Source organism: Glycomyces arizonensis DSM 44726 (genome assembly GCF_000482705.1).
GTDB lineage: Bacteria > Actinomycetota > Actinomycetes > Mycobacteriales > Micromonosporaceae > Glycomyces > Glycomyces arizonensis.
This window is the reverse complement of the sequence record NZ_AXWO01000001.1, coordinates 1-17,204: the sequence shown is the minus strand read 5'-3', so window position 1 is coordinate 17,204 and position 17,204 is coordinate 1. Positions and strand designations below refer to the sequence as shown.

General features: G+C 71.4%; 12 protein-coding genes. 10 read left to right on the top strand and 2 right to left on the bottom strand.

Translation table 11 applies throughout. The annotated features are described in order from the left end of the window. Window positions 1–8 precede the first annotated feature (8 nt). Entirely contained in the window at window positions 9–509 is a 501-nt protein-coding gene (locus H613_RS0100060; RefSeq protein WP_026922177.1) for an NUDIX domain-containing protein, read from the bottom strand. A gap of 382 nt (window positions 510–891) precedes the next feature. On the opposite strand from H613_RS0100060, the gene H613_RS0100055 reads away from it, so the two are divergent. The 8 genes from H613_RS0100055 to H613_RS0100020 all read left to right on the top strand — a co-directional run bounded on the left by H613_RS0100055 (window position 892) and on the right by H613_RS0100020 (window position 12,155). After that, window positions 892–1,494 (top strand): hypothetical protein, encoded by a 603-nt coding sequence (locus H613_RS0100055; protein WP_026922176.1) that lies wholly within the window; start codon window positions 892–894, stop codon window positions 1,492–1,494. Window positions 1,495–2,264: 770 nt separating this feature from the next. Beyond that, window positions 2,265–2,573: a hypothetical protein gene (locus tag H613_RS0100050; protein ID WP_026922175.1), complete on the top strand. Its 309-nt coding sequence runs from the start codon at window positions 2,265–2,267 to the stop codon at window positions 2,571–2,573. Then, window positions 2,570–2,869 carry a hypothetical protein gene (locus H613_RS0100045; RefSeq protein ID WP_026922174.1) on the top strand — a complete coding sequence of 100 codons (300 nt, stop codon included), beginning with the start codon at window positions 2,570–2,572 and terminating at the stop codon, window positions 2,867–2,869. Before H613_RS0100050 ends, H613_RS0100045 begins: the two co-directional genes overlap by 4 nt. 187 nt (window positions 2,870–3,056) lie before the next feature. Beyond that, window positions 3,057–6,743: a DISARM system helicase DrmA gene (gene drmA / locus H613_RS23435; protein WP_051392741.1), complete on the top strand. Its 3,687-nt coding sequence runs from the start codon at window positions 3,057–3,059 to the stop codon at window positions 6,741–6,743. A gap of 2 nt (window positions 6,744–6,745) precedes the next feature. Next, window positions 6,746–8,587, top strand: a complete 1,842-nt coding sequence (drmB, locus tag H613_RS0100035) for a DUF1998 domain-containing protein (RefSeq protein ID WP_026922173.1) — start codon at window positions 6,746–6,748, stop codon at window positions 8,585–8,587. Continuing rightward, window positions 8,578–9,330 (top strand): DISARM system phospholipase D-like protein DrmC, encoded by a 753-nt coding sequence (drmC, locus tag H613_RS0100030; RefSeq protein WP_211234642.1) that lies wholly within the window; start codon window positions 8,578–8,580, stop codon window positions 9,328–9,330. Before drmB ends, drmC begins: the two co-directional genes overlap by 10 nt. 119 nt (window positions 9,331–9,449) lie before the next feature. After that, window positions 9,450–11,579: a UvrD-helicase domain-containing protein gene (locus tag H613_RS23430; RefSeq protein WP_051392740.1), complete on the top strand. Its 2,130-nt coding sequence runs from the start codon at window positions 9,450–9,452 to the stop codon at window positions 11,577–11,579. Between the two features lie 69 nt (window positions 11,580–11,648). After that, complete coding sequence (locus tag H613_RS0100020; RefSeq protein WP_026922171.1) at window positions 11,649–12,155, top strand: hypothetical protein; 507 nt, start codon at window positions 11,649–11,651, stop codon at window positions 12,153–12,155. Between the two features lie 13 nt (window positions 12,156–12,168). On the opposite strand, the gene H613_RS0100015 is transcribed toward H613_RS0100020, so the two are convergent. Next, window positions 12,169–14,229, bottom strand: coding sequence for a GmrSD restriction endonuclease domain-containing protein (locus tag H613_RS0100015; RefSeq protein ID WP_026922170.1), 2,061 nt, complete (start codon window positions 14,227–14,229; stop codon window positions 12,169–12,171). 219 nt (window positions 14,230–14,448) lie between these two features. Between H613_RS0100015 and H613_RS23425 the strand changes: the two genes are divergently transcribed. Together H613_RS23425 and H613_RS28735 are read left to right on the top strand one after the other, a co-directional pair. Further along, a complete protein-coding gene (locus tag H613_RS23425; RefSeq protein WP_051392739.1) occupies window positions 14,449–15,309 on the top strand; it encodes a DUF4349 domain-containing protein in 861 nt (286 codons plus the stop codon). 146 nt (window positions 15,310–15,455) lie between these two features. Then, the gene (locus H613_RS28735; RefSeq protein WP_026922169.1) at window positions 15,456–17,183 is read left to right on the top strand and encodes a DUF6055 domain-containing protein; all 1,728 of its coding nucleotides are present in this window, start codon (window positions 15,456–15,458) and stop codon (window positions 17,181–17,183) included. Window positions 17,184–17,204: the final 21 nt, after the last annotated feature.

The window sequence follows — 17,204 nt, the reverse complement described above, 5'->3', positions numbered from 1 at the left end:
GAGGCCGGTCACCCGACCGGGTAGCCGGCCTCCAGGTACGCCGTCGCGCCGGTCTCGGCCGCCGCGAGCGCGGACTCGATCCGGCGGGCCACCAGCGGGCGCATCCGCTCGTGCGCCTGCGGGATCGTGCACCACTCCCAAGAGCTGAGCTCGTCGGCGGGCAGCCGGATCGACTCGGCCCGAGCCGGGTCGAGACGGCCGCCGTCGAAGACGTAGACCATGCTCTCGGTCCGGCCGCCCATCGGCGGCACCCAGTCGACGGCGAGGAGCCGACCGGGCGCGACCGCGAGCCCCAGCTCCTCGTCGACCTCGCGGGCGGCCGCGCGCCGAGGCGACTCGTCGGCCTCCACCGCGCCGCCGGGCGCCTCCCACACCTGCTTGTACGTCGGCTCGCACAGCAGCACCCGGCCCGCGCCGTCGGTGAAGAGCACCGCGGCGGCGGCGCGCTTGCGCGGCATCCGGTGCGTGTGCTCGGCCGTGCCGATGCCCTGCTCGGGCCCGTCGCTCATCGGGCGAACCTAGCATTCGGGGGCCGCCGGGCCGGCCATGGCGCGCGCCGCCCGCGAGTCCCGCGCCGTGCCGGCCCGCCGCGTCCGCGACGGGTCCGGGCCGCGGCGGCGGTACTCGGACGCGAAAGGGCATGATACGCCTGCAAGCCGGTACATGGTGGACTCGGAGCCGGAGGCGGCCTCGCCGACGGCGGCGCCGCCGCTCCGCTCATTCCCGGGTCGAGCCGGTGGATCCGCAGCGTATGCGGCATTCGCTGGGCGCGTTCGGGGTTGCGTGCGGCTTCGGCGCGGATCGCCGTCTGTCGACAATCGGTCATGACCTTGAGCATCCATAGTGATCTGTTCTACTGTAGATCGAACTTGCCCATTGAAAGGAGCGCTCATGCGCCACCTCAAGCGAATCCTGCTCGCGCTCGCCCTCGCCGTCAGCGCCACCGCCATGATCCCCGCCCCGGCCCAGGCCGATCCCGGGCCCGGCTGGGTGGAGATCTGCCTCCCGCTCGCAGGCATGGACGAAGACGGTGACTTCGTCATCGTCGAGGACTGTCCCACCAAGATCTACCTCGGGAGGAAGATCGTGATCCCGTGTCCGCCCCTGTGCGGGCCGTACTTCGACATCTGGGACCCGAAGGTCGACCCCGAATGGCAGATCGACTTCTTCAGGGAGTGGAACGTCGGCATCGCCGCACTCACCGAGTCCCATGCCGTCGAAGACCCCCAACTCTCGGAGCGGCTCTTCGGCGAGGCCACCGAGCACCTCTACAACGCGGCCAAGCTGGGATACGGGGTCGACGCCGAGCTGAACAGCGCCGGATGGATCGACCTGGAGAGCGGCGAGCACGCTAAGAGCGAGCTGCTGACGGACGTCGGCGAGCGACTGGTCGAGAGCCATCGGCTCATGACCAAGGCTCTGGAGGACCACGAGGGCATAGCGACCGCGATGGAATCCTACGACGAGGCCATCTCCCCGCTCCTCGCCTACTGACGGCCGCATGACCGAGGCGCCGCCGCCGTCCGCCGGGCGGACGGCGGCGCCCGCATGCGTGCGCCCCGCCGTGGACGGCACTCGCCGCGAAGCGCGGGGCGCCGCCGGTGAACCGGTCCTCGGCCTCGACGCCGCGGCTCCGAGGAGGGCCTCCTCCCGATGGTCGGGCGGGCCGGGGACGCGCCGGGCCGTGGCCGAACCCGGCTTCGGTCTCGAACCGGTGGGCGGTCGAACCGGGGACGCGCCCGCGCCTCCGGAGCCGTCCGGGGACGGCTCCTCGGCTCCGGTTCGGCGAGCGTGCCCGAGGCGCGGTGCTGGCATCGAGAGCCGGTTCTTCGGCGGCACCCCGAGGGCGCCAGGAGATGCCCCTCGGTGGAGCGTTCGAGGCGCCCGCTCATGCGCCCGAGGCATGGAGTCGAGGACCGGTCTTGCGGCGGCGCCCTGCCGCGGGCCCCGGCGCGCCGGGACCTGAAATGCCTTCAGGCGCGGTGTCGATCATCGACACCGTTGGGAGCAGGCTCCTGCGGCCACTCCTTTGTGCATTTCCTCCGCGTCTCTTCTCCGGGCATCGCTCTCGCGCAATCGCTCTGTGCATAGTGGCCGTCTGTGCCGAATTAATTCCCAGCTCAACTGCTTTGAATCCACCATGTCGTCCCTTATGTTCAAGAGGCCGGCGCGCGGTGGGGCGCACCGGCGGGCGGGAGCGAGGCGCTCGGCGCCGCACTGCGGAGCCCGCTCCCGCCGCACACACGACTGGAACGGAGACGCGCGTGGCGCGACAGCAGAACCTGCCCGAACCGACGAACGACGTACTCGGCGAGATCGACATAGCCGGACGCCCGGCCACCGTCTCGTGGCCGCGCCTGGGGGACGCGGTCGGCATCGACTTCAACGGCCGGTGCGTCCGGTTCGGCGTCGTGGTCGGCCTCGACCGCGACCCGCGCCTGCGCGTCGAGCCCGTCCACGCCGACCTGCTCGACGTGGAGGCGCGCCTGACCGTGCTCGAACAGGTCAGCGCGCTCTGGTACCGGTCGGACGCCCGCCTTGCGGCGGCCCGGCAGTGGGAGCTCCTGCCGTGAACGAGGAGCATGAGACACCCGGCCACCGGCTCGGGACCTTCCGGTTCGCGAAGTCGCTGGAGTTCATCGTCATCGGAGACGACGCCACCGATCCGACGACCGTCCGCGTCATGCTGGACGACGGCTTCCAAGAGCCGTACCGCATCCTGACCGTCGAGGGCCTGGACCGCTTCTGCCCGCCGCCGGAGTCCACCTGGCTCGAAGGCTGGATCGCCAAGGGCGACCCGTGGGCCCGCATCATCTACGGCAGCACCATCGGCGTGGTGCGCCAGGCCCGGAACGGCGGCAGCACCTGAAAGACCCGGGCGCGGCGGTGGGCCGACCGTTGTCACAGGCCTCCACAGCACCGCCGCGCCCGCCCCTCCCTCTCGCACCAACCGGACGTACCGTGACAAAGCCGCTGCTCACCGTGCCTGACGCCGCTCTTGTCACACACTTGGTGCACAATGAACCCCCGCCCGCTGCCGCCGAGATCGGAGGGTCATGGCCGAGCCGTCCCAGTCCGCGAGGTCCCCGCAGTCCCCGCTCATCGCGACCCCAGCCGAGCTGCTCCACGCGCCGCAGGACTTCGCCGAGGCCGCCTCCTTCGGGGTGCGCGACGGCCTCATCGACTACATCGCCCGCGACCTGCTCGGCCCGTGGGGCGCCGAGGACGAGGTCATCGAGCACTACTCGCCGCGCGACCGCTACCTCGTCGGCCAGCTCGGCCCCAAGACGCTGCGCGGCGACGACCTGGACGACGGCGACGACGGCCAGAGCGTCGCGGCCGGGGCCGAGGACCCCGAGCTGCCCGACAAGACGCCGCCGGTCGACGCCGGGCGCATCTGGGCCTCCAGCATGGGCCTGGCCTTCACCGTCGCGCCCGAGACCGACGCGATCCACGTCATCGCCGAATGGGGCCACTACCGGAAGGCCACGCTGCCCGACGACGACGGCAAGAGCCGCCGCAAGTGGCAGCGCGCGCCCGTCGCGCACCCCAAGGAGATCCGGCTCGACGAGGGCCGCCAGGTCGTCCCGTTGACCGGGGCCTCCGCGGACGAGGCGTGCGTCCTGCTCAACGTCGAGACCCGCCGCCGCGGCGGCCGCACCGTGGTCAACGTGAGCCTCGTCAACGGCCAGCACGAGCCGCGCCACAACGCCGACGAGGCGTGGCTGTTCCAGCCGCGGCTCACCGTCCGGGCGCTGGACGGCGCCTCCCCGATCTTCCTGCCGTTCGACGACCCGCTCACCGACGAGCTGCCGGACGCGGGCGCCGAGGACGGCGAGGAGATGCGGCTGCGGCTGCTCTACCGCAACAAGCTCGAATTCGCGACGGGCCGGAACGTGGCCGCGAAGGCCGAGGTCGCCGAAGGAGAGCGGCGCGCGCACCTGCTGCGCACCGAGTGGATCCCGGTGACCGACGTGCCCGGGACCTCCGCGCCCACCGCGTCGCCGCACCTGGCGGGCCTGGAGCTGTCGATGGCCGCGCTCGCCGAGGCCGACACCGCCGCGCTGCGCGCCGGGCTCGCGCCGCTGGCCGAGGGCTACGCCGCCTGGCTCGACGAGCAGGCCGGGCGCATCGACGGGCTCCCCGCGCAGCTGCGGGACTACGCCGCCGACTCGCTGAAGCAGGCGCGCACGATCGCCGACCGCATCGCCGAGGGCGTCCGGCTGCTCACCGACGAGGCCGCGCCGCACCACGCCGACGCGTTGCGGGCGTTCCGGTTCGCGCAGGCCGCGATGGCCGAGCAGCGCGTCCACACGCAGATCGCCGCGCACCGCGCCGCCACCGGCGCGAGCTACCCGGCCGCGAAGGCGTCCATCGAGGCGAAGGGGCCGGGCGCGGCGTCGTGGCGGCCGTTCCAGCTCGCGTTCCTGCTGCTCAACCTCGCGAGCCTGGCCGACCCCGGGCACGCCGAGCGTGCCGCCACCCGCAACGGCCTGGTGGACCTCCTGTTCTTCCCCACCGGCGGCGGCAAGACCGAGGCGTATCTCGGCCTGGCCGCGTTCACGCTCGCCATGCGCCGCTTCCAGGGCGTCACCGGCTCGGGGGAGGACGCCAGGGACGCCGCCGCGGGCGTGGCCGTGTTCATGCGCTACACGCTCAGGCTGCTCACCTCCCAGCAGTTCCAGCGGGCCTCGGCGCTCGTGTGCGCCGCCGAGCTGCTGCGCCGAGGCGACCCTGAGGCGCTCGGGGCCGAGCCGTTCCGCATCGGCCTGTGGGTGGGCCTGAAGGTCACGCCGAACTCGTTCAAGGAGGCCGAGGACGACGTCGCGGACGTGCGCGCGAGCGGCCAGATCACCGGCTCGCGCGTGCTGCAACTCCAGGCGTGCCCGTGGTGCGGCGAGCCGTTCGACGCCAACTGCGTCGAGGTCGACCAGCACCGCCAGCGCGTGCTGGTCCACTGCGGACGCAACAACGGCGCCGCCGACCGGTGCCCGTTCTCGCGGCGCGAGTCGCCCGGCGAGGGCGTGCCGGTGGTGACCGTCGACGAGGAGGTCTACCGGCTCCTGCCCGCCTTCGTCATCGCCACCGTGGACAAGCTGGCGCAACTGCCGTGGAAGGGCGAGACCGGAATGCTCTTCGGGCGCGTCGCCTCCCGCTGTCCCAGGCACGGCTACCGGCATCCCGACCTCGACGACAAGACCGGCTGCACGGCCCGCCACAACGCCGCGAACGGGCAACCGGCCGTGGCGAGCGAGCCGGTGGTGCAGCCGCGGCCGTGGGACCTCGTCATCCAGGACGAGCTGCACCTCATCTCGGGGGCGCTGGGCACCAGCACCGCCCTGTTCGAGTCAGCGGTGGACTACCTGCTCCAGTGGCCGTACGACGATCGCGTCGTCGGGCCCAAGATCGTGGCCTCCACCGCCACCACGAAGCGCTCGGCCGCGCAGGTGCGGGGCGTCTTCAACCGGCGGGTGGCGCTGTTCCCGCCGCCGGTGCTCGACGTCGAGGACACGTTCTTCTCCAAGCAGGACCCGGTCACCGAGGCGACGCCGGGCAGGCGCTACCTCGGGCTGTGCGCGCACGGCGTGCGGCTCAAGCAGGCCGAGATCCGCCTGTGGGACACGCTGCTCGTCGCCGGTCAGGCGCTGTTCGACCGGCACGGGGCGAGCGCCGATCCGTACATGACGCCGGTGGGGTACTTCAACGCGATCCGCGAACTCGCTGGCATGAGGAGATATCTCGACGACGATGTTTCGCTGCGCGCCTCCCGGTCCCGCGACGGCTTCCCCAAACGCCTCGCCAAGGGCGAGACCCTCAAGATCACCGAGCTGACCTCCCGCATCCCGTCCAAGGAGATCGCCGGGACGCTCGCGGACCTGGAGACCGGCTTCGACCCCGAATGCGACACCACGGCGCGCAAGCGCGGCTGGCGCGCCGAACTGGGCGAGGCCAGGCGCGAGCGCCGCCCGGCCGACCTGCGCGCCGAGCAGCTCGCCGAGCGCGAGCGGAACCGGCCGCGCACCGGCGCCGTCCTGGCCACCTCCATGCTCCAAGTGGGCGTTGACGTCTCGCGGTTCGGGCTCATGGTCGTCACCGGTCAGCCGAAGAACACCGCCGAGTACATCCAGGCGTCCTCGCGCGTCGGGCGCGACGCGGCCCGGCCCGGGCTCGTCGTGGCCCTCTACAACTGGACGCGCCCCAGGGACCTCGACCACTTCGAGGGCTTCTACCACTACCACGACAGCTTCTATCGGCAAGTCGAGGCGCTGTCGGTCACGCCGTTCACCAGGCAGTCGCTCTGGCGCGGCGCCACCGGCGCCCTCGTGGCCGCGATCCGCCAAGGCGACCTCGCCTGGTCGCCGAACGCGGCCGCGGCCAGGTTCGATCGCGACGACTGGCACGTGCGCGACGTCGTCGACACCCTCGCCGAACGCGCCGGGGACGTGGCCGGGGCCGAAGGCGCCTACCTCGCCGAACGCGCCGAGGCGCTGTTCAACGAGTGGGAGACCGAGCAGGCCCGCGGCGCCCTGCACTACAAGCCCGGCATGAGCCAGACCAACCGCAACGGGCTGCTGGAGGCGGCCGACGGCTCCGAATGGCGGACCAGGACCGTCGCGAACTCGATGCGCGAGACCGAAGGCGAGGCGAAACTGCTGTTCCCGCCCGCCGCCGAACTGCTCGCGCTACCGCCCAAACCGCCGGCCTGGACCGCCGCGCAGACCCCCGACGAGGACGGTGACTGACCATGGCCCCCAAGCAGCCCATCAGGGAGGTCGGCACCGCCCGGCCCAGCCACCTCATGTTCACCGGCGGCATCGGCGCCATCATCGACCTGCCGAACATCGCCGCGCTCGTCGGCGGGCTCGACGACTGGGAGCCCCAGTACCGCGACGACGACCGCGAGGTCATCGAGCCGCGCCTGCTGGAGGCCACCCGCCGCAGGCTCCGCAAGGTCGCGCAGCTGCGGCTCGTGCCGCTGTCCGAGGAGGACGACCGCTCCCCGAACGGGGTGCCGGTGCGGCCGTTCCCCGCGTGGATGCGCTGCACCAGGTGCAACCGGCTCACCTCGCTGGAGAGCAAGTTCTTCACCTACGTCAACACCAAGCGCGGCAGGCCCGACCTCGCGCGCTTCGAGCACCGCAACTGCGGCGGGCGCACCGACGCCAAGGCCGTCCCCGCGCGGTTCCTGCTCGCGTGCCGCAGAGGGCACCTCGACGAGTTCCCCTACGACTGGTTCGTCCACAAGGGCGGCACCTGCCCCGGCGCGCAGGACGCCCGGCTGCAGATGCTCGACCGGGCCGGGAACCGCGCGGTCAACGTCCTCATCAAGTGCGACTCGTGCAAGGCCGAGCGGAACCTGCGCGAGGCCATGGGCGAGCGCGGCAAGGAGCACCTGCCGGTGTGCCGGGGCCGCCACCCGCACCTGGGCGACTACAGCGCCTGCGGCGAGGAGCTCCGGCCGATCATCGTCGGCGCCTCGAACCTGTGGTTCCCGCAGACGGTCTCGGTGCTGTCCGTGCCGCCCGACCACGACGACGCGCTCGCCGGGCTCGTGGCCGAGCACCGGGAATCCCTCGAAGCGGTGGCCACCTTGAGCGCCGAGCAGCTCGAACCGATCATGCGCTCGCTGCCCCAACTCAAGCCGTTCGCCGCGTACGAGGCCGCCGAGTTGCGCGCGGCGCTGGACGCCCACGTGCCCGGCGGCACCGCGGGGGCCGAGAGCGACCTCTACGCGCCCGAATGGAAGGCGTTCACCGCCGAGCGGCCCGACGACGGGCGGCACTTCACCGCCGTCCGCGACCCCGGCGGCGTGCCCGCGCGGCTCAAGCCGTACTTCACCGACGTCGTCCGCGCCGAGCGGCTCCGCGAAGTGCGGGCCTTCCACGGCTTCACGCGCCTCGACGCGCCCGACCCCGAGCAGCCCGAGCTCGTGCCGACCGCGCCGCTCAGCCGCGGCGAGCCCACGTGGGTCCCGGCCAGCGAGGTCTTCGGCGAGGGGATCTTCCTGCGCGTCGACGCCGAGGCGCTGAAGGAGTGGGAGCGGCGGCATGAATCGTCCGAGGCCGCCGAGCGGCTGCGACGGGCGTGGGGCCGGTTCCGCGAGAAGCGGCACTCGGGGCGCCTCGAAGGCGGCTTCGACCCGATGGCCGGGTGGCCCGGCATGGGCTACGTCGTGCTGCACACCCTCTCGCACCTGCTCATCCGCACCATCGCCCTCGAATGCGGCTACAACGCGGCCAGCCTCGCCGAACGCATCTACAGCAACGGCGACGACCGCGCCGGGATCCTCGTCTACACCGCCGTTCCCGACGCCGAGGGCACCCTCGGCGGGCTCGTCAGCCTCGCCGAGCCGGCCAGGCTCACCCGCATCGTCAGGCGGGCCTTGATGGACGCCGAGCACTGCTCGGGCGACCCGGTGTGCGCCGACCACCTGCCCGCCGAACCCGCCGATTCGCTGCACGGGGCCGCCTGCCACTCGTGCCTGTTCGTCTCCGAGACCACGTGCGAGCGCGGGAACCGCTTCCTCGACCGCCGCTATGTCGTCGGCCTCGGCGACGGCCTGAGCTTCCTGCCGCCGTGGACGTGAACCCCAGGGCCGCGATCCGCGCCGGGGCGGGCGAGCTGGTCGACCTGATCGGACCGGCCGCCTTGGAGGACTGCGCGCGCGACATCGCCGCCGGGGCGCTGCCGTCGATCATCGCCGAGCGCATCGGCAGGCCCGAGGCCGCCGAGGCGATCGCCGGGATAGCCGAGGCCTCCCGCGCGTGGGGGCCCGAGCGCGCCGAGGCGTACCTGCTGGGGCTGTGCGACGGGGCCGCGCGCAGGCGGCAGGCCGTCCACGCGGTGTGGACCGGGCCGCGCGAGCACGCTTTGCCGGTGCGGCACACCGCCAGGGCGCTCGTCGGGCTCGTCGAGGGGGCCGAGCGGGAGCTGTGGCTGTCGACGTACGCCGCCAAGCCGTACCGGCCGCTGCTGGAGGCGCTCGGCGGGGCGCTGGGGCGCGGGGTCGCCGTGTCGATCGCCGTCGAGACGCTCTCGGGGGCCGGGTCGGCCATCGCCGGGTACGAGCCCGCGCACGCCTTCGCCGGTCTGGAGGGCGCCCGGCTCTACAGCTGGCCCAAGGCGCTGCGCCCGGCCGACGCGAAGCTCCACGCCAAGCTCGCGCTCGCCGACGGCGAAGTCCTGCTGGTGACCAGCGCGAACTTCACCGCCTCGGGGCTGGAGCACAATGTGGAGGCCGGGCTCCTCGTCACCGGCGGACTCGCCCCGGCGCAGACCGCCGCACACCTGCGCGAGCTGGTCGAAAGCGGCGTACTCGAACGCATCTGATCAGGGCGGACACCTGTCCCTCAATGGAGGGACACGGCGTGCGGTCAGGGTCCGGACACGGTACGCTATGCGACCCCGCCCATTCCCCAGCCTGCCTACCGTGCCCGGGAGCGCCCCCAATGGCCGAACGCCAGAACGCGATGCTGACGATCCAGAGCAACGCCGCCCGCCACCTCGACAAGCTCGACCACAAGGTCCGGGACCGGTTCGCGGACTTCCAGTCCAAGTTCTGCGCCAACATGAACCAGCCGGGGCTGCGGCTGAAGCAGCTCAAGACCGGGCGCGGCCTGTGGTCGGCGCGCATCGGCGACGACTACCGGGCCGTCATGTGCAAGGTCGGGCACGCGCACTTCGCGCTCATCGCCGTCGAGGCGCGGGGCTCGGCCTACGACCGGCTCGACGACCGGTACGAGCCGGTGGTGAACAAGGTGACCGGCGCGCTGGAGGTCATGGACCACGACGACGTGCGCGACGCGGTCACCGCCGCATCGCCGGTGCACGCGGTGAGCGCGAAGCCGAAGGCCGCATCGGGCGGGCTGTTCGAACCGTACACCGACGCCGAGCTGCTCGCGCTCGGCGTCGCCGAGCCGCTCATGCCCTCGATCCGGCGGATCGGCACCGAAGGGCAGCTGGCGGCGTTCTGCGCCGTCGCGCCGCACCACACCGCCGAGGTGCTGCGGGCGCTCGACGCCGGGTTCACGATCGAGGAGGTCGAGGAGCTCATCACCGCGCCGGTCAAGGCGTCCGGGCCGGTCGACACGAGCGACCTGGAGACCGCCGTGGGCCGCGAGGCGAGCATGGTCACCAGCTCCGACAGGGCCGTGGCGGCGATGCTGGAGAGTGGCTTCGAGGCGTGGCGGGTGTGGCCGCACCCGACGCAGAAGCGCGTCATCGATCGCGTCTACAAGGGACCGGCGCGGGTGAGCGGCGGGCCGGGGACCGGCAAGACCGTCGTGGCCCTGCACCGCACCGCGAGGCTCGCGCGGCGGCTCGACTCGGATGAGCGGATCCTGCTCACCACCTACACCAAGAACCTCGCCGCCGACCTCAAGGCGAAACTCGCCCTGCTGCTCGACGAGGAGGAGCTGCGCAGGGTCGACGTCGAGCACCTCGACAGCGTCGTCTACCGGCTCGCCTCCGAGAGCGGGCGGCTGGGGAGGCCGCTCGACGAGCGCGAGCTGTGGCAGTGGTGGGAGGAGCTGTGCCGCGAGGTGGGCGAGAGCGAGCTCGACGCCGAGTTCCTGCGCGGGGAGTGGACCGAGGTCGTCTGCGCGCAGCTCATCACCAGCCGCAGCGAGTACTTCCAGGCGCGGCGCGTGCGGCGCCCGAGGCGGCTCAACCGCTTGCAGCGGGCGCGGGTGTGGGACCTGGTCGAGCGGTTCAACCAGCGGCTCGCCGAGGGGGACGCGTGGTGCTGGCCGCAGCTGCGGGCGTCGGTGGCGCTGGCCGAGGAGCACCGCGTCAAGGGGCCGTACCGGTACCGGCACATCGTGGTGGACGAGGCGCAGGACCTGACGGCGGCGCACTGGAAGCTGCTGCGGGCGCTGGCGCCCGAGGACACCGACGACCTGTTCATCGCCGGGGACACGTTCCAGCGGATCTACGGGCAGCCGGTGACGCTCGGCAAGCTCGGGGTGGACATTCGGGGCCGGTCGAAGCGGTTGACGCTGAACTACCGGACGACCAGGGAGATCCTGAAGACCGCGCTGGCGATCGCGGCCGACGCGAACGCCGACGACTTGGACGGGGACCGGGACAGCCTGGCGGGGTACCGGTCGGTGATGAGCGGGGCGAGGCCGCAGTTCCGGCCGCAGACGGACCTGGCGGCGGAGCTGGCCGAGATCGCCGGGCAGGTGCAGGCGTGGACCGCGGAGCACGCGCCCGGGAGCATCGCGGTGACGGTGCCGACCAAGGCGATGGTGGAGAAGGTGGTAGCGGCGCTGCACGGGAAGGGCATATCGGCCAGGGAGCTGGCACGCGAGCGGACGCCGGGCGAGGACGCGGTCCACGTGGGCACGATGCACCGCTTGAAGGGTCTGGAGTACCGCTTCATGCTGATCAGCGGGATAGGGGCGGACCAGTTCCCGTTCAGCTACGTGAAGAAGCTGGAGGAGTCCGACCCGCAGCGCTACGAGCTGGAGCTGGAGAAGGCCAGGAACCTGCTCTTCGTGGCCGCGACGAGGGCGAGGGATGAAGTCGTCTTCACCTGGAGCGGAGCGCCGACGAGGCTGCTGCACTTCGGCGGATGAGCCGCACGGGGCCGAACGGTGGCAGTGTCCTCATAGAATGGAGTGCCATTCCTCGACGCGGAGCGACCCATGTCCCGTGCACCGGCCCCGAAATCGGTCTCCTTCACGATCCGCCACGTGACCCGTCTCAGGGCCGGCCCCTCCCTCCGCACCACCGGCCATGCCATGGACGCCCTCGGTTCCGACTCCGAGTACCGGATCGACCGGCCGACGGGCGGTGGACTGGAGGCGACGGACACCGTCGTATGCGGGCACTGCGGCCGGGAGCTGCGAATCACGGTCCGCACCCCGGCGGGGATGCGGCGCACGCGATGGGAGTCGTTCCTCGGCTTCATGGTCTCCGTGGCCGTGGCAGCGGTGATCGGTGCGCTGGTGTTCCTCTCCGGGCCCTTTGTCATAGTCGTCATAACCCTGTTGGCGTTCCCCGGAGGGGTGGCCGTCATCGCCGTCCTCCTGTTCGCGGCGACGATCTTCACCGCGAAAGGGGTGTCCCTGGTGGACGACGACGGGCCGGAGCAGCTGGGGGTCGAGACGAGGGAGCTGCCGCCGGAACAGCAGTACCACGACTTGCGGTGAGGGGGCCTTCGGCTCAGCTTCCTTCGGAGAGGGCCGCCAGGGTCATCGCCCCATCATCTGGGGACTCGACCGACCAGTACGTCCACCCGTCCCTCGCCTCGCCCGCCGCCACTCTTGCCGCGTCGTCCGGGGTGTTGTACTCGGTGCCGTCGAATTCCAGGCGTCCGTCGCTCAGCACCACCGCCTGGACTTCGTCGGCCTCGTTCACCACCGACTCTCCCGGCTCCAAGAGGCCCAGCCCGATCAGCTCGGCCACCGAGCGGCTCTCGGCCGCCACGCCGCGCTCCGGCTCCGGATACGCCGCCGCATAATCCTCCTTCGCCAAGTGCTCGAACGCGTCCCTGATCACCTGCGCCATCAGCCTTCGCCTATGCGCCAGGAAATCCGAGTACCCCATCGCGGTCCACCCCGCCGGTAGTGCATGCCAATACGCCTGCCGCTCCAGGTCCGCCGCCGAGAGCCGGTTCGCCTCCACCTGCTGCGGCCAGTACTCGGTGGGCGGCGCGTCCGAGACCGCGATGTTGTCGGCCCACTCCACCAGCGTCATGTTCGCGATCTGGTTGATCCTCCGCTGGTCCCTGATCTTCAGCTCCTCCTTGAGGAAGTGCTTGGGGAACAGGTGGTGCCGCTCGATTCCTCTTCTCACGGTCACCGACGGGTCCAACCTGGACCGCACCTTCACCTTCGAGAACAGCGCCTCCGCGTCCAGGATGTTCAGCGCCGCGATGTAGGCACTCAAGACCGGCGACTTCCCCGCCGAGGACTCCAGGTCGTTCGGCAGCGTCACCGACCACCAGTCGCTCGTCAGCTTGTCCTCGACGAGCCGCGACAGCAGCGATGCGAACCCGTCAGCATCGCCGCGCTCCAGACCGGCGATGTGCGCCAGCTCCCGCTCCACCTGCGTCTCGAACGAGCCCGAATAGCGGCTCGTCGTGTGCGCCATGAAGAACCAGCGCCCGATCAGGTGCCGCAGCCGGTCGATCGGCACCCCGAACTCCAGCCTCCCGATCAGCCACATCACATACGAGAACACCACCGCGTTCTCCGAGGTGATCATCTTCCGACCCCGGAACCCGGCCAGCTCCAGGCATTGCAGGAACTCGTGCCAGTGCAGCAGGTTCAGCACCGCCCCCTGGGCCTTCGCCAGCTGCGTGAACTGCTCCTTGATCCGCTTCGTCCGTGCCGGTCCCGCCTCGACGTCCCGCCCGCTCAGCAGGCTGTAGACGCTCTCCAGCCTGGCCCGCCGGAACGCCAGCGCCACCGCCGCCCGCAGCAGCAGCACCGGCTTGGGGTGCAGGTGCCAGTTGAACGGCGACTCCCGGCCGTCGGCGCGCGGCGTCCTGGTCGCCTCGCAGAACTCCTCCAGCTCGCGCCGCCCGCTCGCCCAGTACACGCTCATGAGCGTCAGCAGGAAGTCCGACTGGTTGAGCTCGGTCCCCGCCGAGTTGATCCGCACGAAGATCTCCGAGACCTCCCGCACGTCGGCCTCGGACGACAGCACGATCACCTTGAAGTCGGTGTTGTCCAGGCCCCGCAGGCGGTCGATGGCCGAGGCGATCCGGTCCTCGGCGTTGGGCGAGACCGACCGGTGGAGGGCGAGCCGCTCGATGAAGGCCCGCGTCCAGCTGTGCGCCCGGAAGTCGGGGGAGAAGACCTCGGTGATGTCGGCGATGTACTCCGGGTTGTTCCTCGTGGACGCGTTGGCCACCTCGAAGGTCTCGTCCGAGGGCCGGAACGAGATCGTGATGCGCGAGCGCGAGTAGTCCTTGCCGAGCACCTCTTGACCGGTGAACACGGTGAACAGCGCCGTGGTGCGCTGCTGGCCGTCGATGACCAGGTGCGCGGCGCTCTCGGTCTCCGCCGAGCCGATGCCGCGCCGCGAGGAGTCCGTGCCGGTCTCCCAGAACAGCAGGTAGCCCACCGGATAGCCCCGGTACATCGAGTCGAACAGGTTGCGCACCTGGGAGGCGGACCAGACGAAGGGCCGCTGGAGGTCGGGGAGGGCGATCCGGCCCTGCCCGATCTCGTCCACCAGGGTGCGGACGGAATAGGTGGTGTCCTTGTACAGGCGCATGAAGGGCTCCAACGTCGAGGGCGTCACATCGAGGCGCGCTCATGGTACCGCCGGTTGCGGCGGTCGCGAGGCGGCCTCATCGGCGTGTCGGCCGCCGGTTCGTTATGGCAAGGCGTCCCATCGATGGCCGAACGCAACCGTTCCGCGATGCCCGGCGTCCAAACTCGGAGACAAAGGACGTCCCCAGCCCCGGCGTCCCCGACATCTGCGAGGCATGCCATGAAACTCCTCAGTATTCCCGCCGCACTCCTCGTCGCCTTGATCGCGCTGTCCGGCTGCGCTTCGAGCGGCGATGACGGGGGCGCGGGCGTCGCACAGGCCGACTCCGAGGCCGCGCCCGCCGCGCCCGAAGAGGGCGCCGAGGGCGGCGCCCAGTTCGACGTCGCCGAGCAGCGCGAGCTGGTCTACACCGCGACGCTCGACACCCTCGACGACGACCCGATCGCCGTGGCCGAGCGGGTGTGGGCCACCGCCGAGTCCTACGGCGGCGTCGTCACCGCCGACCAGCGCGACGGCTCGGGCGAATGGGCCAGCGCCACGCTGACCGTGCGGATCCCCTCCGCGGACTTCGCCGAGGCGATGGAGGCGCTCGCCGCCCTCGCCGAGGAGGAGACCGGCCGCACTGTCGACACCGAGGACGTCACCGGCCAGGCCAGGGACCTGGAGGACACCATCGCCACCAAGAGCGCCAGCGTCGAACGCGTCCGGGCGCTGCTCGACGAGGCGTCCTCGATCGACGCGATCCTAGAGCTGGAGACCGAGCTGTCGGACCGCGAGGCCGAGCTCGCCTCGCTCGAATCGCAGCTCGCCGCGCTCCAGGAGCGCATCGCGATGTCCACGATCACCTACACCGTCACCTCGCCGCCCGAGGAGGACACCGAGGAGGCCGGGTACACCGGGCCGGACAGCTTCGTCGACGGCCTGGGCGCCGGGTGGTCCGGGGTCGTGGGGTTCCTCCGCGTCGTCTCGGTGGTCCTGGGCATCCTGCTGCCGTTCACGCCGCTCGCGGTCGTCGTGCTCGCCGCGATCTTCGTGCCGCTGTGGTACGCGCGCCGCCGCCGCGCCCGCGCCGAGGCGTAGCGCCGGAGGTTTCCGAAAGTTCGCGGCCTTCCCGCGGAAGGTCAGCATAGATCATAATATTTCCACGCATGAATATCCGAAATCGTTTTCGGACGCGTTTCGGCCAGGCTTGGCCGAGGCGCGTCCGAAATGAAAGGAGACGTTCCGTGGAAGTCACGCGAACCCGCGCCCGACGCAGGCGCATCGGGACCATCGCCGCAGTCTGCGGCGCCCTGGCCGCCTCGACGGTGGCCGTGGCGGCGGCGAACCCGGCGCTCGCCGCCACCTGCGACACGATCGAATACCACGTCACCGACGAATGGGGCACCGGCTACAACGCCGCCGTCTCCATCACGGCCGGAAGCGAGGGCATCGACGGCTGGACCGTCGAGTTCGACCTCCCCGGCGGCTCCCAGGTCCAGAACGCCTGGAACGTCGACTGGAGCCAGTCCGGCTCCACCTTCACCGGCTCCGACGCCGGATGGAACGCCCGGATAGCCGCCGGGCAGACCCGCGAGCTGTTCGGCATGACCGTCTCCGGCGCCGTGGGGGACCCCACCGGGTTCACCGTCAACGGCCGGGAATGCGGCGGCGACACCACGCCGCCCACCGACGACCCGGACGAGCCCACCACCGACGAGCCCACCACCGACGACCCGACCGGCGATCCGCAGCAGCAGAAGCAGACCCGCGTCCCCCAGTTCCTCATCGACGCCGGAGCCGAGACCGGCAACTTCGTCGAGTCCGCGAACTTCACCGTCCGCTGGGGCGACGCCATCGACGCCGTGGCCTGGGGGCGGCAGCGCGGCTACGACAACTATCCCCAGTGGGTGGCGAACCACATGGAGGAGATCTGGGACTTCTACGTCAACGACGTCGGCTGGGTGAACCCCGCCGAGCACAGCGTCGGGTCCCGGTACCGCATCAACCTGTACCTGTGCGGGACCTGGTCCGGTGACTTCCTGCCGCCCGCCAACTGGGCCGGGCCCGACGACATCGGCGTGGGCCACATGTGCCTGCCGTACGACAAGACCTGGGACAACTGGGTCGAGTCCCACGAGTTCAACCACATCCTCCAGTCCTACGCCAGCGACATCAACGCCGAGAACGGCCACGGCGGCGGCTGGGGCCACGGCAACCCGATCGCCGGGCCCATATGGGAGGCGCACGCCAACTACATGGCCCGCATGCTGCGCCCCGAGGTCGTCGTCGGCTCCGGCTACTACGTCGACCGCCAGCACTACCGCTGGCTCTCCCAGGAGACCTACTACGGCGACTGGATGCTGTTCAACACCATCCGCGACACCTACGGCCAGGAGGTCATCAACCGGTTCTGGTACGAGGCCGAGCAGGGCGAGCACCCCATCGACACGATCAAGCGGGTGCTCGGGCTCGACCACGAGGAGTTCGCGCACCTGATCGGTGACTACGCGGCCAGACAGGTCGTCTACGACTTCTCCGACGGCGAGGCGATCCGCTCGGACCTGTGGCACGGCGGGTCCTACTCGCCGCTGCACACCGATGATCTCCAGAGCCTCGGCGGCGGCCGGTACCGGGTCGCCGACGCCGACGCCCCGCACCAGTACGGGCACAACATCTTCCAGCTCGACCCGAGCGGCGGCCAGGTCAGCGTCCAGTTGCAGGGGCAGTCGAGCCTGTCCGGCGCGGACTGGCGCTTCCAGCTCGTGGCGGTCTCGCCGGACTTCTCGGCGCGGTACAGCGGGATGTTCGGGCCGGGCGAGACGGCGAGCCTCAGCCTCCAGGGCGGCGAGACGCACATGATGCTCGTCGTGGCGGCCACGCCGTCGGTGCACCGCGACTATCCGATGTGGGAGGTCGGGGTCGGAGACCCGTTCCCCTACGAGCTCACCATCTCCGGAGCCACACCCGCGTAAGTCGGGACGCATGAGGCGGGG

Excerpts from the sequence above, each read along its gene's own strand:
- H613_RS0100020 (WP_026922171.1), top strand. The coding sequence starts at position 11,649 with ATGTCCCGTGCACCGGCCCCGAAATCGGTCTCCTTCACGATCCGCCAC.
- H613_RS0100060 (WP_026922177.1), bottom strand. The coding sequence starts at position 509 with ATGAGCGACGGGCCCGAGCAGGGCATCGGCACGGCCGAGCACACGCAC.
- H613_RS23425 (WP_051392739.1), top strand. The coding sequence starts at position 14,449 with ATGAAACTCCTCAGTATTCCCGCCGCACTCCTCGTCGCCTTGATCGCG.
- H613_RS0100055 (WP_026922176.1), top strand. The coding sequence starts at position 892 with ATGCGCCACCTCAAGCGAATCCTGCTCGCGCTCGCCCTCGCCGTCAGC.
- drmB (WP_026922173.1), top strand. The coding sequence starts at position 6,746 with ATGGCCCCCAAGCAGCCCATCAGGGAGGTCGGCACCGCCCGGCCCAGC.
- H613_RS23430 (WP_051392740.1), top strand. The coding sequence starts at position 9,450 with ATGGCCGAACGCCAGAACGCGATGCTGACGATCCAGAGCAACGCCGCC.
- H613_RS0100015 (WP_026922170.1), bottom strand. The coding sequence starts at position 14,229 with ATGCGCCTGTACAAGGACACCACCTATTCCGTCCGCACCCTGGTGGAC.
- drmA (WP_051392741.1), top strand. The coding sequence starts at position 3,057 with ATGGCCGAGCCGTCCCAGTCCGCGAGGTCCCCGCAGTCCCCGCTCATC.